Origin of the sequence: Leisingera methylohalidivorans DSM 14336, assembly GCF_000511355.1 — a bacterium.
Classification (GTDB): domain Bacteria; phylum Pseudomonadota; class Alphaproteobacteria; order Rhodobacterales; family Rhodobacteraceae; genus Leisingera; species Leisingera methylohalidivorans.
Genome location: NC_023135.1, coordinates 2,575,961 through 2,598,977 on the forward strand (window position 1 = coordinate 2,575,961; position 23,017 = coordinate 2,598,977).

17 protein-coding genes and 1 tRNA gene are annotated in these 23,017 nt (G+C 62.4%); 7 read left to right on the plus strand and 11 right to left on the minus strand.

The features are described 5' to 3' along the window. The first annotated feature begins 4 nt into the window (after positions 1-4). Positions 5-1,315 (plus strand): TRAP transporter large permease, encoded by a 1,311-nt coding sequence (locus tag METH_RS12820; protein WP_024090901.1) that lies wholly within the window; start codon positions 5-7, stop codon positions 1,313-1,315. A 4-nt stretch (positions 1,316-1,319) separates the two neighbouring features. After that, a complete protein-coding gene (locus METH_RS12825; protein ID WP_024090902.1) occupies positions 1,320-2,258 on the plus strand; it encodes a hypothetical protein in 939 nt (312 codons plus the stop codon). Here the strand turns inward: METH_RS12825 and METH_RS12830 are convergent. From METH_RS12830 to METH_RS12860, 7 genes are all read right to left on the minus strand, one after another. Further along, a complete protein-coding gene (locus METH_RS12830) occupies positions 2,242-3,144 on the minus strand; it encodes a hypothetical protein (RefSeq protein ID WP_024090903.1) in 903 nt (300 codons plus the stop codon). The genes METH_RS12825 and METH_RS12830 overlap by 17 nt on opposite strands. 72 nt (positions 3,145-3,216) lie before the next feature. Then, a complete protein-coding gene (locus METH_RS12835) occupies positions 3,217-4,590 on the minus strand; it encodes a hypothetical protein (RefSeq protein ID WP_024090904.1) in 1,374 nt (457 codons plus the stop codon). Positions 4,591-4,730: 140 nt separating this feature from the next. After that, positions 4,731-6,299: a class I SAM-dependent methyltransferase gene (locus METH_RS12840; protein ID WP_024090905.1), complete on the minus strand. Its 1,569-nt coding sequence runs from the start codon at positions 6,297-6,299 to the stop codon at positions 4,731-4,733. Between the two features lie 110 nt (positions 6,300-6,409). Continuing rightward, positions 6,410-8,686, minus strand: coding sequence for a glycosyltransferase family 2 protein (locus tag METH_RS12845; RefSeq protein WP_044008421.1), 2,277 nt, complete (start codon positions 8,684-8,686; stop codon positions 6,410-6,412). Between the two features lie 210 nt (positions 8,687-8,896). Next, a tRNA-Leu gene (locus METH_RS12850) sits at positions 8,897-8,983 on the minus strand. 171 nt (positions 8,984-9,154) lie between these two features. Next, on the minus strand, positions 9,155-10,759 hold the full coding sequence (locus METH_RS12855) for a caspase family protein (protein WP_024090907.1): 1,605 nt from the start codon (positions 10,757-10,759) through the stop codon (positions 9,155-9,157). A 207-nt stretch (positions 10,760-10,966) separates the two neighbouring features. Then, positions 10,967-12,571: a peptidoglycan-binding domain-containing protein gene (locus tag METH_RS12860; RefSeq protein WP_024090908.1), complete on the minus strand. Its 1,605-nt coding sequence runs from the start codon at positions 12,569-12,571 to the stop codon at positions 10,967-10,969. A 127-nt stretch (positions 12,572-12,698) separates the two neighbouring features. Between METH_RS12860 and lipB the strand changes: the two genes are divergently transcribed. Further along, positions 12,699-13,349, plus strand: a complete 651-nt coding sequence (gene lipB, locus METH_RS12865; RefSeq protein WP_024090909.1) for a lipoyl(octanoyl) transferase LipB — start codon at positions 12,699-12,701, stop codon at positions 13,347-13,349. Here lipB and METH_RS12870 read toward each other — a convergent pair. After that, positions 13,346-14,491 (minus strand): alpha/beta hydrolase, encoded by a 1,146-nt coding sequence (locus tag METH_RS12870; RefSeq protein ID WP_245602886.1) that lies wholly within the window; start codon positions 14,489-14,491, stop codon positions 13,346-13,348. The genes lipB and METH_RS12870 overlap by 4 nt on opposite strands. 904 nt (positions 14,492-15,395) lie before the next feature. Further along, positions 15,396-15,821, minus strand: a complete 426-nt coding sequence (locus METH_RS12875; protein WP_024090911.1) for an HIT family protein — start codon at positions 15,819-15,821, stop codon at positions 15,396-15,398. Between the two features lie 236 nt (positions 15,822-16,057). Here METH_RS12875 and METH_RS12880 point away from each other — a divergent pair, with 236 nt between their 5' ends. Together METH_RS12880 and METH_RS12885 are read left to right on the plus strand one after the other, a co-directional pair. Then, positions 16,058-17,731 (plus strand): cytochrome c oxidase subunit I, encoded by a 1,674-nt coding sequence (locus tag METH_RS12880; RefSeq protein ID WP_024090912.1) that lies wholly within the window; start codon positions 16,058-16,060, stop codon positions 17,729-17,731. Positions 17,732-17,885: 154 nt separating this feature from the next. Continuing rightward, a complete protein-coding gene (locus METH_RS12885; protein WP_024090913.1) occupies positions 17,886-18,368 on the plus strand; it encodes a DUF2244 domain-containing protein in 483 nt (160 codons plus the stop codon). Between the two features lie 108 nt (positions 18,369-18,476). Here METH_RS12885 and METH_RS12890 read toward each other — a convergent pair whose 3' ends face one another. Further along, positions 18,477-18,950 carry a GatB/YqeY domain-containing protein gene (locus METH_RS12890; RefSeq protein WP_024090914.1) on the minus strand — a complete coding sequence of 158 codons (474 nt, stop codon included), beginning with the start codon at positions 18,948-18,950 and terminating at the stop codon, positions 18,477-18,479. A 181-nt stretch (positions 18,951-19,131) separates the two neighbouring features. Between METH_RS12890 and carA the strand changes: the two genes are divergently transcribed. Both carA and METH_RS12900 read left to right on the plus strand, forming a co-directional pair. Then, positions 19,132-20,292: a glutamine-hydrolyzing carbamoyl-phosphate synthase small subunit gene (carA, locus tag METH_RS12895; RefSeq protein WP_024090915.1), complete on the plus strand. Its 1,161-nt coding sequence runs from the start codon at positions 19,132-19,134 to the stop codon at positions 20,290-20,292. Positions 20,293-20,497: 205 nt separating this feature from the next. Next, complete coding sequence (locus METH_RS12900) at positions 20,498-22,327, plus strand: glycosyltransferase (protein WP_342667046.1); 1,830 nt, start codon at positions 20,498-20,500, stop codon at positions 22,325-22,327. On the opposite strand, the gene METH_RS12905 is transcribed toward METH_RS12900, so the two are convergent. Next, a complete protein-coding gene (locus METH_RS12905; protein ID WP_024090917.1) occupies positions 22,299-22,943 on the minus strand; it encodes a GntR family transcriptional regulator in 645 nt (214 codons plus the stop codon). The genes METH_RS12900 and METH_RS12905 overlap by 29 nt on opposite strands. Positions 22,944-23,017 lie beyond the last annotated feature (74 nt).

Genomic DNA, 23,017 nt, shown 5'->3' on the forward strand with positions numbered 1-23,017 from the left:
CCCCTTGGAAAATATCTCAGTTATCATTCTGTTTCTCTTCGTGCTGTTCACCCTTCTAGGGTCCGGCGTCTGGGTTGGCCTGGCGCTGATGGGCGTAGCCTGGGTCGGCATGGAGCTGTTCACCACCCGCCCTGTCGGCGACGTGATGCTGACCACGATCTGGTCGGCCTCTTCCAGCTGGACCCTGACGGCGCTGCCGATGTTCATCTGGATGGGGGAAATTCTGTACCGGACCCGGCTGTCCGAGGACATGTTCAAAGGGTTGGCGCCCTGGATGGCGCCCTTGCCCGGCGGCCTGGTGCATACCAATATCGTCGGCTGCACGGTGTTTGCCGCGGTCTCCGGCTCCTCTGCGGCGACGCTGACCACCGTGGGCAAGATGTCGATCCCGGAACTGCGAAAGCGCAACTATCCCGAAACCATGGTGATCGGCACGCTGACCGGCGCGGCCACGCTGGGCCTGATGATCCCGCCGTCGCTGACGCTGATTGTCTATGGCGTCACCATCAATGAATCGATCACCAAGCTGTTCTTTGCCGGCATTCTGCCGGGGCTGGTGCTGGCGGCGATGTTCATGGGATATGTGGCGGTATATTCCAAGGTCGGAAAGGACTGGAACCCGACCCCTGAGGCCAAGCTGAGTTTTGCCCAGAAGGTGAAGAACTCCCGCTTTCTGGCGCCGGTGATTGCTCTGATCATAGTGGTGATCGGCTCCATGTACCTTGGCATTGCCACCGCCACCGAGGCCGCAGCCTTTGGCGTCATCGGGTCGCTGCTGCTGGCATTGGGGCAAGGGTCTCTGAACTGGAAAACCTTCACCGACAGCCTGATGGGCGCCACCCGAACCAGCGCGATGATTGCGCTGATCCTGGCCGGTGCGGCCTTCCTGTCGCTGTCGATGGGCTTTACCGGCCTGCCGCGCGGCCTGGCGGATCTGATTGCCGGGTGGGAGCTCACGCGGCTGGAGCTTTTAATGGTGCTGCTGGTCTTTTACATCGTGCTGGGCTGTTTCCTGGATGGCATTTCCTCGGTGGTGCTGACCATGGCAGTGGTGGAGCCGATGATCCGCCAGGCGGGCATTGACCTGATCTGGTTCGGCATCTTCATCGTGGTGGTGGTGGAAATGGCGCAAATCACCCCGCCGATCGGCTTCAACCTGTTTGTGATGCAGGGCATGACCCACCACGAGATGAGCTATATCGCCCGTGCCGCGATCCCGATGTTCCTGATCATGGTGCTGATGGTGTTTGTGCTGATCGCCTTCCCGGAGCTGGCGACCTATCTGCCCAACAACCTGCGGCCAGGGCCTGCCTAGCCCCATGCTGCGCGCGCTCGCCTTTGCCGCCCGGCATGAGCGGGCTGCCTTGGTTCTGGGGCTGCTGGCCGGGCTGTCGCTGCCCGGCTTGGCCGCCGCGCTTAAGCCCTGGCTGCCGGAGATGGTGGCCGGGCTATTGTTTTTGAATGCCTACCGGATCGGCTTGCGCAAGGCCGCAGGCGGTCTGGCGGACGGGATCGGCACGCTGAAGGCCATTGCTTTTCTGCAAGTGGCGCTGCCGCTGCTGGCGCTGGGCCTGGCGTCGCTGTTCGGTGTGGCGCAAACCCCCGCCGCAGTGGCGCTGATCCTGATGCTGAGCGCCCCTTCGGTGACCGGCAGCCCCAATATCACCGCACTGATGAGCCACGCGCCGGAGCCTGCCTTCCGCCTGCTGATCACCGGCACGGCACTGATGCCGCTGACGGTGATCCCGGTGTTTCTTCTGGCACCCGGCCTTGGCGATCTTGGCGGCGTGTTGCACGCCTCCGCGCGGCTGATCGGCGCCATCGGGGTAACGGTCCTGGCCGCTTTTCTGCTGCGGCGCCTGACACTGCCAAATCTGCGCGCAGAGCAGGCCAAGGCCATTGACGGGCTGACAGTGATTGCGCTGTCGGTGATCGTCGTCGGGTTGATGGCAGCCCTGGGGCCTGCGCTGCGCACGGACCCGCTGCTGGTGCTGCAATGGCTGGGCTTTGCCTTGGCCGCCAACCTCGGCCTGCAGGCGCTGACATTTGCAGTGATGCGCCGCCGCGCGGGCAGTGGCGCCGTGCCCTGTGCCGTTGTCGCCGGCAACCGGAACTTTGCCCTGTTTCTGATCGCCCTGCCCGCTGCCACCACCGAGCCTCTGCTGATCTTCCTGGGCTGCTACCAGATTCCGATGTATCTGACTGCAATCCTGATGAAGCCGCTTTACGGGCGCCCCATCCTTAGGACAGAAACGTGACGCCAGGCATCCGCCGGATCAGCTCGGCATCAGCAAAATAGCTTTCGCTCATGTCATCCACCAGCGCTTGCGACCAGCCCGGCAGATCGATTTCCTCTTCGATCGCCTCTTCTGAGTGGTAATAGCTGAGGAACAGCGCACGTACCCGTTCACGCTGGTCTTCCGACAGGCCGGGGCGGTTTGCCAGATAGGCTTCCAGCCGCTCGTATCCCGCCTCCGATATAATGCCGCGGGTGATGTCCAGTTCGCCGGCGAAACGGAAACCGTCACCCAGCCCCGTCACCTGCCCCAGAATGTTGGGCCAGATCACCGGCGTTTCCTCGTTGCACCAGACAGTGATGCGGCAGCCCGGGTTACTGTCCTGAATATCCGCAACCACGTCCGACCAGCGCAGATTGAGGAAGTCCGTGCCTGCGGTGAACTGCTTCCAGCTTCTGCCGGATTGCGATTTGTAGACCGGGCCGATCAGCGTGGCAGGGTTGCGCAGACCCAGGAAGAATTCGCAGGGGGTGTCCGGAAACACTCCCCGCAGTGCCGCTGTATTGCTGCCCGCATTGCGATAAAGCCGCCCGCCGCTAAGCATCCAGCCCGGCATCCCGAGAAATCCGGAATTGGTCAGGATGATCCGGGAAACGTCCTGATCCTTGACAATGCCGGCCAACAGCGCCTCGCGTTCCTCAGCAGAGACAGTGTCTTGGTTCTGCTTGCGCAGCATTTGATTGACAGCCGCCAAATAGGTGCCCGGACGGCGGATCATGACGCCCTGTTCCAGCAGTCGCTGTGCATCCTTGCGCAGCGACCAGGTCAGCTGGCCGTTGTCGGTATTCGGCGCCCCGATATGGAAAGCAAGGGTAATGTCCCGCATGTCAGCCTTTGCCTGGTTCATCGTCCTGTCAAGCCTTTGCCCTTTCCCTGCTCCGCATAAGGTGCCGGCGTGCGGCCTGGCGGAATTCACAGGTTATAGCCGCGCCTTCATCCTGCGGAAGAACCGGTCATCCCGCTGGCGCAAAATATACTCGCAGGCTTGTTTCGCAAGCCGCGGATGGCCCCGGTCCAGAGCCAAATTGGTCAGCTCCCGCTGAAACCGCGGGAATTCGTGACGTTTGCGCAGCAGGCGGTGAAACCGATGCGGTGTTAATTCGCCGGAAATGGCACCGCGGGCAATCTCCTGCAGGACGCCCATCTGCTGCAGCGAGGATCCCAGCCGATGGCCCAGCAGCGGACAGCGCCAGAAAGTGACATTTGCCCCGGAAAAACGGGCCGCATGGGCCGCATCGGGCGCCACGTAGGGGTCGAACATGATGTGCACGTCGCCCGCCGCCTGGCTGGCCAGGGATGCATCCCCGAAGGGCCCGGAAAAATCCCTGTCCCAGACCTTCTTGTAGCGCATTTCCCAAGGCACGAGCGTCTTGTCGAGAGTCGATTGCGGGCTGATCGCAAACACTGTCGATCCGGGCGCCGCCGCTGCATAGGCCGCAGCCGCATAGCCCCCCATTGACGCGCCGTAAAAGACCACACGGGAAAACTGCGCAAAGAAACCGCTGTCGCGCAGCGCCTCGAACTTGGCGGACACCTCCTGGTGGCGGAACCAGGTCCAGCCGTTGGCCATCACCCCCAGCATCGACCAGTCCTGCGCCTCAATGAAGCTGAAGCCCCAGGGACGCCGGTCATCCCGCTTGGTCATCGCAATGTCGAGGTTGTCGAAAGTCACCACAAGTGTGCCGCCGCGCGGGATGAACAGGAAGGAATGCTCTTCCAGTTCATCAAAGAAGCCTTCCCTGCCGGCCAGTTGGCGGGCCACCTTGGACCATTCGCCCGAGGGCGGCAGCACCTCCTGCGGTTCGGCGGATAGGATCGCCAGACCATTCCTGCCGGCCTCAGGCGGCACCAGCGTATTGCAGCTGCCATAGGCCTTGAGGAACGGATAGCTGCCAGAGCCTTTGCGGATTTCAATCACCAGGCGGCTGAGCGGTTGCAGCGCCCGGTCCAGCATCGGTTTGGCATTCTGGATCTTGTGGCGCGCGCCAAAGCTGTTCAGCGCCAGGATCACATCATAGCTGCCCAGGTCCTGCGAAGGCTCCGCAACCCGGATCGCGTCGCGGTCCACGCCGCCCTGTTCAAGCCGCGCCTGCCAGGCCTGCAGCTGCGCCGTATCGGGCTGCTTGGCCTGCCCCTTGCGGTCGCAGGAGACCATATCGATGCTGCAGCCGTAGCGCTGATACAGAAGGATGCAAAGCTCCGGCGCCTGGCCGTTGATATCGGCAACCGTGCGGACGTCATCGGCATCCAGTGCCGGCAGCACGCTTTTGAAATCGAAACCTTCACTCATCATGTGTCGTCAACTGCCCTTCAGGGAAACACCGGCACCGGACCAACCCGCATTGGGACTCATCTGCCCGCAGAGATCACCGCAGTACCGCCGATCTCTTCTGCGCTGTATTACCCGAACAGGAATTAGGATGCGGTTACCGATCACGGCTCCTGTCCGGCACGGGTCAGAACCGTGGAATATTTACCGTGTTTGGCCAGCACTTTGACGGTCCCGAAACTTTTCATGGCGCCAATACCGCCGGTTCCCTTGCGAATGTCCAGAACAATACCGCCGCCGCTGCTGATCTGGTTGCTGAACAGATCCTGATAGGTACCGACGGGATAATGGAACCCGCAAGACGCCAGGCTGATCACCAAGTCGAAGGCGCCAAGCGGCGCAGTGTCTTCGGTTTTGGGATTAAGGGTGGTGATCTTTCCGGCCGGCACGCCGTTCTTTTCCAGAAACGCGCGGGCGGTTTCCAGGCTGGTGTAACCCGCGCCTTCGCCTTCAAAACCGAAGTGGCGGCCGTTGCCTTCTTCGATATCGATCAGCACGATTTCGCAGCCGTACCGGCGGTGCAGCAGCAGGCTGGCAAAGGCATACCCGCAGCCGATGTCCGCGGCGCGTTCGGGCGCAATGGGATCAGTGGCCTTCAGAAAGAATGCGCATTCCCGTTCCGCGATCCGGATCGATTCATGCAGGATGCGCTCCCGCTGCGACCGGGCGTCCGCCAGCAACAACTCCCCGTCACCCGCCATCCAGTCCTTGATGGTCTGTCCTGAACTTGCCAGTTCTGACCGCTGCAGCAGGATATTGGCGACGTCCTGATCGCTGAACATGGAATAATCCAGTGCCGCCGGGTCGATCGTCTCCACGGGTTTGTCTTCCGGTTCCGGGACCGGCTGCAGCAGGTGGCGGGTTTTCTCCGGGTCGATCCCATGCTGGACCAGCAGGTCATGGACATAGCAGCCCTCCGCGGCCCCCCCCCCGTATTTGGCCGCGATATTGCGGAAGCGGCGGCCCCAGAAGTGGATCGACAGCGTATCGCTGCGGATATGACCGCGCGCCTGGTCCACGCGGTTCGGGTTCAGCACCACCCCGGCCCGCTTGAACGGCACAGGGTAAATCACATGGCCGGGCCGGGAATGTTTGACCTCGCCGGTTTCCTGCAGGAACCAGGTAAGCGCATCCGGCCCCCAGACACCCCAAGGCAGAAGCGAGACATGAACGCCCTGCCGGCTGTCCTTAAGCGCCTGCAATTCGGCCTGTTTTTCAGCGCTGTACCAGGGCGGAATGGGGTATTCATCGCTGGTGAAGCGCAGCATCGCCGCAAGGGTCTTGGAGGTCTTTGGCAGCCGCAGAACCCCATTGTTGACCATCGGCTTGTCGTCGGAGATCCAGCCATGGAAATGCTTGCCCTTTATATCCCAGGGCTGGCAGCAATAGGCATCGGTATCGGCCCAGATGTAGTTGGTCTTGCGCAGCAAATGCAGGCGGAAGACATCGGCATGATAGGCCGGGCTGCCGGTGCGGGCGTGGCGGATGATGCGGTCAGCGGGCAGGATTTCATTGGCATCCGCCACTTTCACCCCGCCGGGCACGCCCTTGACCGCGTCATAGGTGAACAGCACCACCTCGTGGCCATGATCCAGAAAGGACTGAAGGCAAAGCTGTTCCAGCCAGCTGAGTTCTGGGCCCACCCATAGTGACGCGATGGCCGGAAGTGCCATGATGATTGCCCCTCAAAAAAAACCAATTAATGCAGCTGCTTAACAGCCCTTTTTTATTGCCGGATTCTAACCCGCAGTCCGGAGTCCTGTCAATGTGCGGGCCGCGGGGTTCAATGGTTGGTTTCGCTGCGCTCCACCGTGAACCAGAAATCGCTGCCGGGCTCGTTTTCAGCGATCTTGTCCGGGATCACGCCGGGACCGCTGAGGAACACATTGGCACCGAAATGCGCATGCATGCGCGACAGTTTGCACAGTTTCTCGCCTGTCAGCTCCCGGAACAGCGCCAGCATGTCGTCCCGCCCCTTCAACTCCTCTATTTTCTCGCGGTGTTTGCGGCTGGCGTATTCATGCGCTGCAGCGATATCCGGGTCTGCCAGCAGCCGGGCCATCTCTGCCTCCAGCGCCGGGATCATGCGCTGGATCGAGCGCTCTTCCTCGGCGTTGTTGTTCATCCGGAACCAATAGGACAGCCCCTGATCGCGATCCACATGGTTCACCCGGCCCCGGTCGCGCTTGACCAGAAAACTTTCGGCGCTGCGCACGGCGTAATGGTTGAGCTGCACCAGGTCATAGCCATAGGTGCTCGTCGAGGAGCGCCAGCCGTTGCGGAACATCTCACGCGGCATGTCCTGGCCGGAGCCGTTGACCCAGCGGATATCCTCCCACAGCTGCGGCTTCAGTCCCTTGGGCCGGTGAACGCCCAGCTTCTTGAAGATCCCGGTGTTGCGGAACAGGGTCTTGAAGCCCCAGGCCTGGTGCGGCTTGCGGGTCACCTCAAAGGCGCAGCGGGTGAACTCCCTGGTGATCAGATCGCCGGTGAATTCGCGCACATCATTGTTGCCGAACAGCCGCCAGGTCATTGCGATCATGTTGGCATCGCCCACGGCCTGAAACAGGTCGGACAACCGTCCCTCACCGCATTTGATGTTAATGAACTCATCCACATCCATGCAGACCAGCCAGTCCGCCTCACGGATCACCGGCTCCTCCTCCGCCGCTTGCAATGCCGCGTGCTGCGGCTTCAGATCCGTGTTGCGGAACGGGTTTTCGCGGTGCTGGACGATCCCCTTATCCTGCAGCAGCTGCAGCATCGTATCGGTGCCATCGGTGCAGTCGTTGGTGTAGACGAGAAAATCATCCACGCCGATTGCGCGGTGATAGGCCAGCCATTCCAGAATGAACGGCCCTTCGTTTTTCATCGTGGTGACAATGGTGGTCTTGGGAGTGCCGCCGGCCCGCTTAACGGCCCGCTCCTCGGGAATGCGCACAGGCTTGGCGTTGAAATAGCCCGTCGCCAGCGACAGCAGCTCGGGCGTTTCCACCAGGCTGGCCTTCGGCACAATCTTGGACACAGTGTCGGTGGGGTGCCGCAGGGCCATGCAGCGGTAGAACCGCAGATCGTCCGTTGGATCGGGCTCGGCCCCGACCACCCGGACAAGCCGCCAGATGCAGCTGTCCCCGGCTTTGGCTGGCGCGAGGCACCAGCGCGGCCGCAGCCCGGCGGCATCGAACTGCGTGCAGATGTGATCCGCAAAACACGCCTGCTCCCCCTTGCGCACCCGCCAGGGGTAGGCCTGCACCCCGCCAAGACGCAGAATGCCCGCCGGCGCGGCGACGGCCCGGTCAAAGATATTCGGCCCATCACCGGGCGCCAAAAGATCAAACAGATCGATATTGGCCACCGCCCGCGCGCGGCCAAGGAAGCGGGCGCGCAGGATTTCGTAAATCAGGAATTCGCCCAGCGGCGCCTGCCAGGGATCCGCTGGCGGGATGTCCATCCGGTCCTTGCCCGGCGCGCCCGGCACATTAAAAGGATGCGCCTCCTCCGGAAGGCCATCCTTGCCCAAGGGCAGTTTGGAATGCACCACCACGACCTGCTTCAGCCCCGTGATGGAACCTGCAAGCGCTTGCAGCTCCCCTATAAAGTGACGGCTGTCCTGCGGTTGCGCCCGGTCAAGGATGACAGCCCCCTGCAGCCCATGCTGCGTTACGTGGAACTGCAGCCATTCGGCAGTAGATCGGGCTGTTTCGCCATTGCGGACCGCGGCCACCACATTGAGCCCTGCAAACAGCTCCGTCTCCTCCGGGTGAAGCGGCACATTGTAAAGCGCGCCTTCTGCGGAGACGGTAACCGCGCCGGGGCCACCTGCAATCTCGGCTTCCAGAACCGGGGCGCCGCCATAATTATGCAGCACTGTCCGCTCTGCCAGGGACGCAATTCCGAGACCCGCCCGCGAGGTTCCGGATTTAAAGAAAAGGCGGGCAATCCGCCCGCTGGGCGCACGCAGTTCCACGGCGTCCAGCAGGTTATTTCCTGCCAGGGACAACGCACTGAATTCGCGTTCAAGGATCTTGCCGTCGCAATTCCCGGGATCTGAACTGGGCATACTGCTGCATCACGTTATGGCGTTTTGGCTCCAGATGCGAAGCACAGGGAACGGGGCCGGTTATAGCCGGCCGGGCGACCTGCCGGAACCGGGAAACGCCGCCAGCACCGGCCAAAGGCTCGGGCAGCTGATATTCCCGCAACAGACCGGCGCGCGTAAACCGTTGACGCGCAGGCGCATCAGCAACATGACAAATTTTCAGGTAAAAGTTGGTGCGGTCGAGAAGACTCGAACTTCCACTCCGGTTAAGGAACAGCGACCTCAACGCTGCGCGTCTACCAATTCCGCCACGACCGCACTGTCTTAGGCTTGGTGTCGAGGCGTATAGACCAGCCCGGATGCGATGTGAAGCTGAAAATCATCTTTTTTGAACAGAATGTGCGCCCCCGCCGGCCACCCCGCTTAAGCGCCGGAAAACAGCCGGGTATCCGGCAGTCTCCAGCTTCGAAAGGCTCCCTCGAGGCAGCCTCAGTTGCCTTGGGTTGCCAACTGGCGCCGCAGCACCATTTCGCCCGACATCTGGTCGTAATAGGCCGGGAACTGATCGTGGTTCACGGTGGCTGCCAGATCCTGAACATCCCGGCGCACCTGCTTGGCCAGCTGGTGCAGCGTCATGCCCGGCTGGTTCAGGCGCGTCAGCAGCGCGCGGGTGAACACCGAATTCGGATTGGCGTCATTGTCCGACAGCCGGTCCAGCGCAGTTTGGCCTGTGCCGGCGGAATACAGGATAAAGGCGCCCTCCGGCGGCTCCATCCGCACCAGGCCGCGGGTGCCGCCAACCGACCGCTGGCCGTCCTTGGGGAAGGGATTGTTGCGGCATGCGTCCAGGATCATGATGGTTGAGCGCGCGCCCTTGCGCTGGAAAGTTCCAAGCACCCGGTCGGCGGCAATGCTTTCCCCGGTCAGGAAGCTTTCATCGCCGAAATTCACCATCGGCACATCGGAGGGCAGCAGATAATTGCGCCCGTCGACCTCAACCCCGTGGCCGGCGAAATAGAACAGGACTTCATCCCCCGGCTTGATCTGGTTGGCAAAGGTCGAGACCGCGCTGTTGATGTCGCGGCGCCCCGCGTCATAGAGCGTGGTCACCTCAAAGCCGAGCGCCCCGAGCGTATTGCTGACCGCCAGGGCATCGTTGCGCGCCTTTTGCAAGGCGGCGAGGTTCTGGTAGCCGTCGACACCGATCACCAATGCGCGGCGGATGATCAGCGGTGCGGCGATATCATTTTGCTGCAACAGGACCGGTGTTGCCGCGGTGCCGCTGCCTTGAACAACTGCGCTGTTCTGGATCGGCGCCTGTCCCTGCGCGGCCGCCATCACCTGCCCCTGCTGCACGAACTGGCTCTGTTGCTGCAGCTGGTCTTGAGGCACAAATTGGCCCGGCACCTGCGATTGCGGCACAAATTGCCCTTGCTGGCCCTGCAACTGGGGCTGCTGCGGAATGCCGTATGCCTGGGTGGTGGCCGCAAACCCCATCTGCTGCTGGCCGTATTGCTGCTGTGCACTCTGGCCGTATTGCTGCGGCACGCCATAGGTGCCGGTGCTGTTCCCGGCCATGACGGCCTGAGGCAACCCATAGGGCTGCTGCGGCTGAGGCTGCGGCGCCAGCCGCTCGGCCAGGTAAATCTTCAGCAGCCCGCGCGGCCCGTCGGGATGTGCCATCGCCTGCTGGCTGGCGAGATAGCCGCTGGCTTGCGCCCGCTGGAAGGAACTGATCAGCAGGTCTTTCTCGAAATCGTTCAGCTGCCCTGTGACAGGATAGCCCAGGTAAGCCTGATAGGCGGAAACCGCCTCGCGCGTTTTCCGGCCCAGCTGCCCGTCGACCGCGCCCGCAGGGAAGCTGAAGTAGTTCAGAGATTCCTGAATCTGGCGGCCTTCCTGAGTGGACGGCAGCCGCGAACGCCGGGGCGCCTTGCTGCCCGAGCGCCGCTGGTTCTTGGACAGGGCGCCGCCGATGATGCCGCCGATGATGGCACCGGCAGCAAAGTCGCCCGCATCGGCAGAAACACGTTCTGCCGGCGTCAGAGCCAGCGCAGAACAGATAATGAATGTGGAAAGCAGCTTGAACCGCATAAACACCCCCTAAGACAATGCACTTTTTAATTGCACAGGTTGCATTCAAAGCCGCGGGGTGTCAAAGGCCGAAATCCAGCATTTAGAGTAAAAACCCGGCCACAGAAGGCAGAAAGCCGCGGGGGTCCGGGCGCACCTGAATTCAGCGCAAAAAATGACCGGCAGTTCTGCCGGCCATTTAAAGTATACAGCTGAAAAGATCAGCGATCAGTCAGAGGAGAACGACGGCAGTGCCGCAGCGCCGGAGGCCTGCACCGGCTGGATCCGGCCGCCTGCCAGCTTGGCCGAGGCTGTCTTGATCAGCTCTGCCCGCTCGGGCTGTCCAGGGGCAAAGACAGGTGCCGCGCCGCCCTCCAGCGAGATCACGGCCATGCCGTACCAGTCCTGCGCCCTTTCTGCCGTGACCGGCGCGCCAAAGCCCAACGCCAGATGGTGGCCGATCAGCTCGGCATAGGGGCGCTGGCCGGCACCGGTCAGAATCAGCGCGGCACCCAGCGCCACGTCCATGTCATCACGGCGATAACCGGAGAACAGACAAATCCCGGCGGTATTAGCCAGCTGTTCCAGCGACATGCCGGACTGCAGCACGAACTTCTGCACATCACCCATCACTTCGCCGCTACCCGCAGTTCCAAGTTTGGCCAGGAAGGGCTGCACAGCCGGGCCGAACGCATCGCACTGGCTGTCGATCTGCGCTTGCGAAACACCCTGAACCTTACCGGCTCGGGTCTCGCCCGCGTTGATGGCATAGGTGCGGGCGAGGCAGAACTGCTCGCCCAGCGCCAGTTCCGGATCAGTCATGCTTGCTGCTGTCATAAAGCCGCCGTTGGAGCTGGTCAGCAGGCTTACCTTGCTGCAATAACTGGTAAGCGAGGCACTTGGCGCCGGCTGATCAAACAGGGTGATGCCGCCCAGCGAGGCGCTTTCCCGGCCGGCAAAGGCTGCTACCGTGCTGCGGTTCTGCTGTGCGGCCTGTACCGGGGCATCGGCGCCCGTATCCGCCATGCGGCAGGTGCCCTGATGGCAGGCAAAGCTGGCGGGTGTCACGCCGCGCGCCAGGAAGTCATTGCGCTGATAGCCCTGCGGCGTGGAGGCAAAGACCATCACCGAGCAATTCGACGCGCCGCACCAGAAGGAACTGCCGGAGACCGACGTATCGAGCACATAGTCGTTGCGGCCATCGCCGTTCAGATCCGCCAGCTGCATGAAGCCGGTGCGCTGCAGCAGCTGCTCTCCGGTCGGTTCCGAGCTGGCGGCGATCTCATCCACCGCCTGGCTGACTTCGGACGGCAACCCGCCGTAGCCGCCGTAACTGCTTCCTGCGGTTCTGATGCCGGCGGCCTCATCCCGCCAGGCATGCAGCAATCCGCGCACCCCGTTGGGGCCTTGCATCGCTTTGATAACCGGCGGGCCGCCGATTTGCGCACGGCTGTAGGAACTGACCAGGAAATTGCGTTCATACGGGGCCAGATAGCCCGTGGCCGGATAGCCCATGTGGACCTGATACTGGGAAATGGCGGCGCGGGACCGCCTGCCCAGCACCCCATCCGCCGTGCCGGAGTGGAAGCCGAAATAATTCAGTGCCACCTGGGTTTCGCGGTTCTGCGACCGGGTGGCGGAACTTGCCGGAGCGCGGCGGTAGGTGGTGGCACGGCGCTGGCGTTGTTTATTTCTGTGAACTTCATTGACGATAACCCCGCCAATCACCCCTCCGACAATTGCGGCGCCCAAATCGCTCGCAGTCGCAGGGCTGGTGACCGATGTCGCCAGAAACGCGGCGGTCAATGCCGGCTTAAGCGGCTTGGAAAGCATGATACTCGCCCCCTATGGATACTAACAATGGAATCAGGATACTCCACAGTCAGGGCTGCCACCTAAGGATTTTACGATCACTTTACCGACGGGGCCGAAGGGATGACGGAAAAGGACAGCAAGAGCCATGGTTGAATGGATCGCATCGGACGGCCTTGTTGAATATGATCAAGCAGTTGCCTTCATGGAAGCGCGCGCGGCGGCGATCGCCGAGGGCACTGCGGCAGAATGCATCTGGCTGGTCGAACATCCGCCGCTTTACACCGCCGGCACCTCGGCCAAGCGCGAAGACCTGACTGACCCGGACCGTTTCCCGGTCTATGACAGCAAACGCGGCGGCCAATATACTTATCACGGGCCGGGCCAGCGGGTGGTTTATGTGATGCTGAACGTGGGCCAGCGCGGCCACGACGTGCGCCGGTTCGTGCAGCAGCTGGAAAGCTGGGTAATCGCCGCGTTGGATGAGTTCAACATCAAGGGTCATATCCGCGACGGCCGTGTCGGCGTCTGGGTCGAACGCCCGGACAAGCCGCAGACCGCAACCGGCGGCATGGCCGAGGACAAGATCGCCGCCATCGGCATCCGCCTGCGCAAATGGGTCAGCTTCCACGGCATCTCGATCAATGTGGAGCCGGAGCTGGAGCATTTCACCGGCATCGTGCCCTGCGGCATTACCGAATACGGGGTGACAAGCCTGGTAGATCTGGGTTTGCCGGTCACCATGGCGGATGTAGACGTTGCCCTGAAGCGCAGCTTTGAGCACGTGTTTGACGGCTAAGCCTTGCCTTGTGCCGCCGAAGCGCAGTCCTGCAGCGCCGTCAGCACCAGTTCCGGAAAGGTGTAAAACAGCAGCGCACCCGCCTCCTGGCTGACGCAAAGCTGAGCATTCTGCTGACCGCCGAAGGTATCACGGATATCGGACAGCGGCGCGACGCGGTCCTCGCCGCCATGCACAAAAACTGCCCGCGTGTGCCGTGTCAGCGCTATCTTCCGGCTCCCCTGCCGCATCATCTGCACATCCGCCAGGAATCCGGCGCCGCCCTGCTGCCGGAACAGCAGCTGGCTTTGCTTCAGCAGCGGCAGCAGGTCCATCTGGTCCAGTATCGCCCTTTCACGGCTGTTGCGCGCAGTCTGAACCTTCAGCAGCGCCTTGTGCCCGTACCAGTGCAGGGCCCCTGACCAGGCTTTCATCAACCCGGGCAGCATCCAGCGGGCACGAGCGGCGGAAAAGGCAACCAGCCAGGCATAGCCGCTGAGCCCGGAAAACTGCTGCGGCGTGGCAATCGAACAATTTGAGGCCACCGCCACCAGCCCGGCGATCCGGCTGTGCAGCCGGTTGGCCGCCGCGCAGCCGTACAATGCGCCGCCCCGGTGGCTGAGCAATACCGGCCGTTGCAGGTTTTTGCGTGTGATCAGCGCATCCAGCTGCTGAACAAAGGCATCCGCCGGATCCTGCCCGCGCGGCAGCGGCACCGAGCCGCCGTAGCCCGCGCGCATCGGCGCATAGACCCGGAACCCCAGGGTTCTGAGCTGCGGCTGCAGACGCTGCAGCGGCGCGATCCCGTCCAGCACCCCGTGCACATAGATCACCGGCTGTCCGGTTTCCGCGCCAAACCGGAAAAACTGGCTGCGCCGCCCGCTTTTGTCCTCAACCTCCTCCGATGGCGGCAGCAGCGCGCCCCGCGCAATTTTTAAATCCCGCATATGCTCGTTGAACAGGAAGCCGGCCAGCCGGATCAGCTCAGCCGTTCCCGGCGCTCCGGCCCTGGCTGCAATCTGTTCCAACTCTGCCGCCGCCTGGCCGCCGGTGCCGTTCATCACTGCCTTCAGCGGGTCGATTTCGGACCTCTGCAGTCCGAAAGCCGCGGCCACGGGTCCTGCGGCCTCTTCGCTCCATTCGCAGTCCAGCCGTTCTGCCATAACGGCCGCGAAAGGTCTGCCTGCCCCACCCAGCCAAACAGGGCGGCAGAGAAACCGCTCCCCCGGGCGGCGGGTATCGAGAAGCAGAACCTCCTGCCAGGAAAACTCCCCCCCGCGCACCTGATCCAGAAAAATACGCCACCGGTCTGCAGCGCCCCCTGTCAGCCCCATGGCCGCGGGAAGATCTCCGCCGTTGGCAAGCTGCCAGGCGGCAGGCTGCGACGCATTCAGCAGGCGCCCCCCGGATCCGGCGCCGGCCAGCAGCCAGAACCGGCTGCAATCTCCTGCGCATTCACCGGGACCCGGCCGCCCTGCACGCTCCCACTGCTGTTCCTGGATCAGCATTGCGCGCGAGAAATGCGCCCTGAGCGACGGCACGGCCCTGGGCCGCCCAAACACCCCCCATCGGTCAAGGCCGCCCCCGCCCCCCGGCCCGGCCGGCGGACCAGCAGAAAACCGGTCGAACTGCTCCGGCCGGATTATCGTTTCGTAAATGGCAGCAACAACCTGGTCCTGCGACAAGGCCTGCGCACGGTACAAGAGCGTCACGCCGCTCCCTCCAATAATGCTTTCCGCGTCAATGCGGCGGCACGCCTTGCAAGCATACGTTCAGGCGCGGGCGCGTTTGCCCGCTTGCTTCAGGCAGTCAGCCTGTCAACTGAAAATTACCGGCTGATGCCGCCCTAAACCGGGCTGGCATACCGTGCCGGACCACCCAATTCTTGAGTTCCCATACGCTTGGGCGCGGGCGCCCTCATCGATCCACAACCAATTTGCGAACCAGCTATGATCAAATTCAACTAAAGATCAACATTAATTTTAAATACACGAATCCGCATTGAAACCGCCGGCCTTGTTCAGGCGGCAGTTTCAATACAGCAAAGCCCCGCCTGGAAGGCCGGCCTCAGCCTGCGGCGAGTGCAGCGCGGATCTGTTCTGCCTGCGCTTGGATCAGCGCCTGATCCCCCATCGTTCCCGGCGGGCGCAGCCGGTCGCCTTCCTTGCGCGGCAGCACATGCATATGCAGGTGAAAGACTTCCTGCCCGCCCGCGGCCTCGTTGAACTGCTGCACGGTCACCCCGTCCGCGCCAAAAGCCCTGATCACCGCATGCGAGAGTTTCTGCACCGTCTGCATCACCGCTGCCATCTGCGCGGGGCTGGCGTCCAGCAGGTTGCGGCACGGGGATTTCGGGATCACCAGAAGATGCCCGTCCGCACGCGGCATGATATCCATGAAGGCCAGGGTATCGTCATCTTCATAAACACGGGCCGATGGAATCTCGCCGCGCAAGAGCTTGGCGAAGATATTGTCGGGATCATAAGCGGGCATGCGTCTGGCCTCCTGATTTTGAAATCGGTCCGGTTTTGCGCGCACCTTGCAGCCAGGTCAAGCGTCCCGGGGCGATGTGCCTTGCATGGCATTCAAGACCCCTGCGGCAATAAATCTTGATCCAGATCAAACTCCGCCATTGAAGGCCCCGGCACGCCATTCTAATACACAAAAGGAATCCAGGCCGCCCGGAGTCCGTCTCCGGGGGCCTTTCGTTATGCAGCAGGAGGCACATAATGGCAGACGCAGCCATTCATGGTCACGGCCACGAGGACGAGCGGGGCTTTTTTACCCGCTGGTTCATGAGCACGAACCATAAAGACATCGGCATTCTCTACCTCATCGTTTCGGCGTTCGCAGGTCTCATCTCTGTCATCTTCACCGTCTACATGCGGCTTGAGCTGATGGACCCCGGCGTTCAGTACATGTGCCTGGAGGGTGCGCGCATGTTCGCAGACGCCTCTGCGGAATGCACCCCGAACGGCCACCTCTGGAACGTGATGATCACTGCCCACGGCATCCTGATGATGTTCTTCGTGGTGATTCCGGCGCTGTTCGGCGGTTTCGGCAACTACTTCATGCCGCTGCAGATCGGCGCGCCGGACATGGCGTTCCCGCGGATGAACAACCTGTCGTTCTGGATGTATGTCGCAGGCACCGCGCTGGCGGTCCTTTCAGTTGTCTCGCCGGGCGGCAATGACCAGCTGGGTTCTGGTGTCGGCTGGGTTCTGTACCCGCCGCTGTCGGTGAACGAAGGCGGCTACTCGATGGACCTGGCGATCTTTGCCGTGCACGTCTCGGGCGCGTCTTCGATCCTGGGTGCGATCAACATGATCACCACCTTCCTGAACATGCGCGCCCCGGGTATGACCCTGTTCAAGGTGCCGCTGTTCTCCTGGTCGATCTTCGTCACCTCCTGGCTGATCCTCTTGTCACTGCCGGTTCTGGCAGGCGCCATCACCATGCTGCTGATGGACCGCAACTTCGGCTTCACCTTCTTTGATGCGGCCGGCGGCGGCGACCCGATCCTGTACCAGCACATCCTGTGGTTCTTCGGCCACCCGGAAGTGTACATCGTGATCCTGCCGGGTTTCGGCATCATCAGCCACGTGATCGCCACCTTCGCGCGCAAGCCGGTGTTCGGCTACCTGCCGATGGTCTGGGCGATCATCGCGATCGGTGTGCTGGGTTTTGTCGTCTGGGCGCACCACATGTACACCGTCGGCATGTCGCTGAACCAGCAGGCCTATTTCATGCTGGCCACCATGGTAATCGCGGTTCCGACCGGGGTGAAGGTGTTCTCCTGGATCGCCACTATGTGGGGCGGCTCCATCGAATTCAAAGCCCCGATGATGTTCGCCTTCGGCTTCCTGTTCCTGTTCACCGTCGGCGGTGTGACCGGCGTGGTTCTGTCGCAGGCCGCCGTGGACCGTGCCTATCATGACACCTACTATGTGGTTGCACACTTCCACTACGTGATGTCGCTGGGCGCTGTCTTCGCAATCTTCTCGGGCGTCTACTTCTACTTCGGCAAGATGACCGGCCGTCAGTACAACGAGCTGGGCGCCCAGATCCACTTCTGGATGTTCTTCATCGGTGCCAACCTGACGTTCTTCCCGCAGCACTTCCTGGGCCGCCAGGGCATGCCGCGCCGTTACATCGATTATCCGGAAGGCTTTGCCTACTGGAACAAGATCTCGTCCTACGGCGCGTTCCTGTCCTTTGCTTCCTTCCTGCTGTTCTTTGGCGTGGTGATCTATTCGCTGCTGCGCGGCGCCCGTGTCACCCAGAACAACTACTGGAACGAATATGCCGACACGCTGGAGTGGACCCTGCCCTCTCCGCCGCCCGAGCATACCTTTGAAATCCTGCCCAAGCAGGAAGACTGGGACCGCTCGCATTCGCACTAAGCAGTTGAGACCCTGACGTCAAAAGAAGGCCCCGGAGCAGATGCTCCGGGGCCTTTTTTCATATGTGCGCGCCGCCGTAAAAACCGAGTGGAAATCCGGACTTTCCGGTACATTATCTAATAAGATCTATCATTGCTCAGCAGGCGTTGAACACATGCCCTACAACTGGACCCGTCCGCAGCAGAACACCGAACGCGAGCTGCACCTCTGGCCGCATCAATCACTGCCAGCGCAGGGCTATGTGCGCTTCCTTGGCTTGACTGCAGTGCTGATCTGCGTGCCGCTGATCCCGGTTCTGGGCTCTTTTCTGCTGTGGGGGCTGCTGCCGTTCCTGCTGCTGGCCCTGTTCGGAATGAAATGGGCATTGGACCGCAGCCGCCGCGACCATCAGATCCTGGAAGTGCTGACCATCGGCAAGGAAGACGCCCGTCTGGAGCGGATCAATCCCGATGGCAGACGGCAAAGCTGGCACTGCAACCGCTACTGGACCCGCGTCGAAATGCACGACCGCGACGGCCCGGTTCCGCATTATGTCACCCTGCAGGGCGGCGGCCGCGAAGTGGAAATCGGTGCCTTCCTGTCGGAACAGGAACGGGTCGCGCTTTACGGCGACCTGAAATCCGCCTTTTCCCGCTGAGACGCACAAAAAAAGGCCCGCGATGCAGGCCCCTGTTCTTCTTTGTCAAAAAATACTCGCGCCGCAGGCACCGCGCGCCAGAGCGATATCATCCCGGGCAGCCGAGAATCAGCAATCGCCCTTGCTGCAAAGCTGGTCCTTGACCAAAGGCCCGGCTTTGCCGAAATCCATCTGGCCGGTGTATTTCGCCTTCAGCGCACCCATCACCTTGCCCATATCGCGAATCGATTCGGCACCGGTTTCTGCCACCGCCGCAGTGATGGCCTCGCCGACTTCCTCGTCGCTCAGCTGCTGCGGCAGGAACTCCTCGATAATGGCGATTTCGCCCAGTTCCCGCTCCGCCAGGTCCAGCCGCCCGCCTTCCTCATAGGCACGGGCGCTTTCGTTGCGCTGCTTGGTCATCTTGCCCAGGATGGCAAGGATTTCCCCCTCGTCGATGCCGCCCTCCTCGCCATCGGCGCGGGCGGCGATTTCCCGGTCTTTGATCGCCGCATTGATCAGCCGCAGCGTGCACAGCCGCTCGGCCGCCTTGTCTTTCATCGCTTGCTTCAAGGCCTGATTGACCTGTGTGCGCGTATCCATCGTAATAAGCATCCCATGGTTGCCGGACACCGATGGTTATCCATTCTGCAGCTGCTGTGCAAGTTTACTATCTGCTGGCGCCGGGACGGCACCTGCGTCGGCCTGCCCGCTGCTGTAGGCTTGACCCGCTTCGGCGCTCCCCTTACAAGCCGGTGAATTTCACCGCATGGAGACTCGCGCAATGGCCGCTTCCGCCCCGTCCAAGCCCACCGCATGCCTGGCGCTCGCTGATGGCACCGTCTTTTACGGCACCGGATTCGGAGCCACCGGCGACACGGTGGCGGAGCTCTGCTTCAACACCGCAATGACCGGCTATCAGGAGATCATGACCGATCCGTCCTATGCCGGCCAGATCGTCACCTTCACCTTCCCGCATATCGGCAACACCGGCGTGACACCCGAGGATGACGAGAGCGGCGATCCGGTTGCCGCCGGCATGGTGGTGAAATGGGACCCGACCCTGGCCTCCAACTGGCGCGCCGCCGAAGAGCTGAAATCCTGGCTCACCCGGACCGGGCGCATCGCCATCGGCGGCGTCGACACCCGCCGCCTGACCCGCGCGATCCGCCAGCAAGGCGCACCGCATGCGGCCCTGGCACATGACCCAGACGGCAATTTCGACGTCGAGGCGCTGGTTGCCAAGGCCCGTGAATGGCCCGGGCTGGAAGGCATGGATCTGGCCAAAGACGTGTCCTGCGCCCAAAGCTACCGCTGGGACGAAATGCGCTGGGCCTGGCCGGACGGCTATGGCCGCCAGGAAGTGCCTGCGCACAAGGTCGTGGCCGTCGACTATGGCGCCAAGCGCAATATCCTGCGCTGCCTGGCGTCGGCCGGATGCGACGTCACGGTGCTGCCCGCCACCGCCACCGCCGAAGAGGTTCTGGCCCATAAGCCAGACGGGGTGTTCCTCTCCAACGGACCCGGCGACCCTGCCGCCACCGGTGAATATGCGGTGCCGATGATTCAGGACATTCTGAAAACCGACCTGCCGGTTTTCGGCATTTGCCTCGGCCACCAGATGCTGGCGCTGGCCCTGGGTGCCAAAACCGTCAAGATGAACCACGGCCACCACGGCGCCAACCACCCGGTCAAGGAGCATTCCACCGGCAAGGTCGAGATCACCTCGATGAACCATGGCTTTGCCGTGGATGCGCAGACCCTGCCGGAAGGGGTTGAAGAGACCCATGTTTCGCTGTTTGACGGCTCCAACTGCGGTATCCGCATTTCCGGCCGCCCGGTCTACTCGGTACAGCACCACCCCGAGGCCAGCCCCGGCCCGCAGGACAGCTTTTACCTGTTCGAACGCTTTGCCGAAGCCATGGCCGCGCGCAAAACTGCGTAAAAAAACCTGTTAACCATGCCGCTGGACGGCATGGTTAACGCCGCATTTACCAATTCTTAAACCCCCGCCGCCAGCCTGAAACCCTCAGCGTTTTTGTTAAGGGGTGGCGATGGTTTTTTTATCTCAGCCGCTGCGGCAGTTCCGCCCGCCGCGGCCCACCGGGGAGCGATCTCCGGAGCTGCCGCCACCGGCGAATGGCCGCAGCATGATGAAGGCGCTGGTGCTGCGCCAGCACCAGAAAGCAGCCCTTGGGCGGGTGCTGGTGGCCGAGGGTTTGGCCAGCGAAGACCAGGTTCAGGACACGCTGGCCCGGCAATTCCGGATGCAGCGCGCCGACCTGACCGGCCAGGTCGCCAATCCCCGGCTGCTGGCCCGCAAACCCGCTCAGTTCTGGCTGCGCCACTCTGCGCTTCCATGGATGCAATTCGGTCAGACCGTTACCGTTGCCATTGCCCACCCGGACCGGTTCGAGACGCTGCACGGCGAGTTGCAGGACAGTTTTGACCGCATCACCCCGGTGCTGGCCTGCGAAGCGCAGATCACCGCTCTGCTGACCGCGCATTTCAGCTCCGCCCTGGTGCGCCAGGCCAGCTGCAGCGTGGTCCCGCGGCAAAGCTGCCGCACACTGCAGCCTGCAAAGGGCCGCGCACTGCTGACGGCCTGTGCCCTGCCCGCGTTTTATCTTGGCTGGACCGCCCCGGCGGCGGTCTTCACTGCTCTCAGCCTGCTGGCGCTGCTGTCGGTTCTGCTGTTCACGATGCTGAAGCTTTGCGGGCTTTCTGCCTATTGGTCGGGCCGCCCCCCCCGGCAGACCCCGGCGCAAAAGCCCCCCCCCTGTCAAACCGGCTTGGGCAACCGGCCCGGCATTTCAATCCTGGTGCCGCTGTACCAGGAGGCCGAGATCAGCCGGGCCCTGCTTACCCGAATCCGCAGGCTCAGCTACCCGCGGGCTTTGACTGATGTGATCCTGGTGCTGGAGGAACATGACACCGTTACCCGGGCTGCCCTTTCGGGCACCCGCCTGCCGCCTTGGATCCGGGTGGTCGAGGTTCCGGCCTTTGGCGGGCTGACGACAAAGCCGCGGGCGATGAACTATGCACTGAACTTCTGCCGCGGCGACATCATCGGCGTCTGGGACGCCGAGGACGCGCCGCAGCCGGACCAGCTGGACAAAGTGGCGCAGGCCTTTGCCCGCGCGGATAGGAGAACCGCCTGCTTTCAGGGTATATTGGACTACTATAATCCCGGCACCAATTGGATTTCCCGCTGTTTCACGCTGGAATATGCCAGCTGGTTCCGCATCGTTCTATACGGTATTTCCCGGTTTGACCTGGTGGTGCCCTTGGGTGGAACGACGATGTTCATCCGCCGCAAGGTGCTGGAGGAGCTGGGCGGCTGGGATGCACACAACGTCACCGAGGATGCGGATCTGGGTGTCAGGCTCTACCGCGCCGGCTACCGCACCGGAATGCTGCCCAGCACCACATTCGAGGAGGCGAACTGCCGTCCCTGGCCCTGGGTCAAACAGCGCTCGCGCTGGCTGAAAGGGTTCATGGTGACCTATCTGGTGCATATGCGCCAGCCGCTGCGGCTGCGGGGCGATCTCGGCTGGAAACGCTTCCTGGGCTTTCAGGCCTTTTTCCTGGGCACTATCGGGCAGTTTCTGTTTGCACCGCTGTTGTGGTCGTTCTGGCTGATCACGTTCGGCTTGCCGCACCCGAGCGCAGGCACGGCTTCGCCGCTGCTGCTGTCCCTGGCAGCGGCGTCGCTGGTGTTCTTTGAACTTCTGGGGCTGATCATCAGCATCACTGCTGCTTTTGCCATGGGCCGGCCCTGGCTGGCAGCCTGGGCACCGGCGATGATCCTCTATTTTCCGATGGGGGCCGTCGCCATCGCCAAGGCCACGCATGAACTGCTCGTCCGCCCCTTTTTCTGGGACAAGACGGCGCACGGCATCAAACCCGGCGCCAAACCCCGCCGCTGGCGCTTGCCAGGGCTCCGGTGGTTCATCCCCGCCCGCTGGCGTCCTGCTTAAGCCGGGTCATGAAGGCGATCGAGATATGTTCCTTCAGCGCTTCGCCCGCTGCTGCCTCGTCGCGGCGGCCGATAGCATCAACGATGCCCTTGTGTTCGGACTGGGCAATCTCGCTGCGGCCCTCGGCGGCCAGCGAGGTCGTTGCCATCAGTGCCATGGTCCGGTGCACCAGGTCCAGCTGCTGCACCAGATAGCGGTTGTGCGACGCCAAGTGGATCTGTTCGTGAAACCGGCGATTGGCCTTGGACAACGCTGACGGATCTCCGACCAGCTGGTTATCGGCCTCGACCATTTCTTTCAGCACCTTGATCTCTTCTTCGGTGGCATGACGCGCCGCAAGCTGGGCTGCCAGCCCCTCCAGCTCACGCCGCACCACATACAGTTCGGCCATCTGGTTGTGGTCCAGCGAGGCGACAATCAGCGACCGCCCGTCACGCTCCAGCAGTGATTGCGTCTCCAATCGCTGCAGCGCCTCACGGATCGGGGTGCGCGACACGCCAAAACGCTCGGCCAGATCGCTTTCCACCAGCCGGTCGCCGGGTTTGTAAACGCCGACGTCGATCGCCTCTAGGATCAGCGCATAGGCATCTTTCTGGTTGCTGCGGCTCTGGCTCATGGGTCTTCCTGTCATTTCCGGTTTGCCAATCTCTACAGCGCATAGGGCAGCAATCAACCCTGATGGCGCTAAAG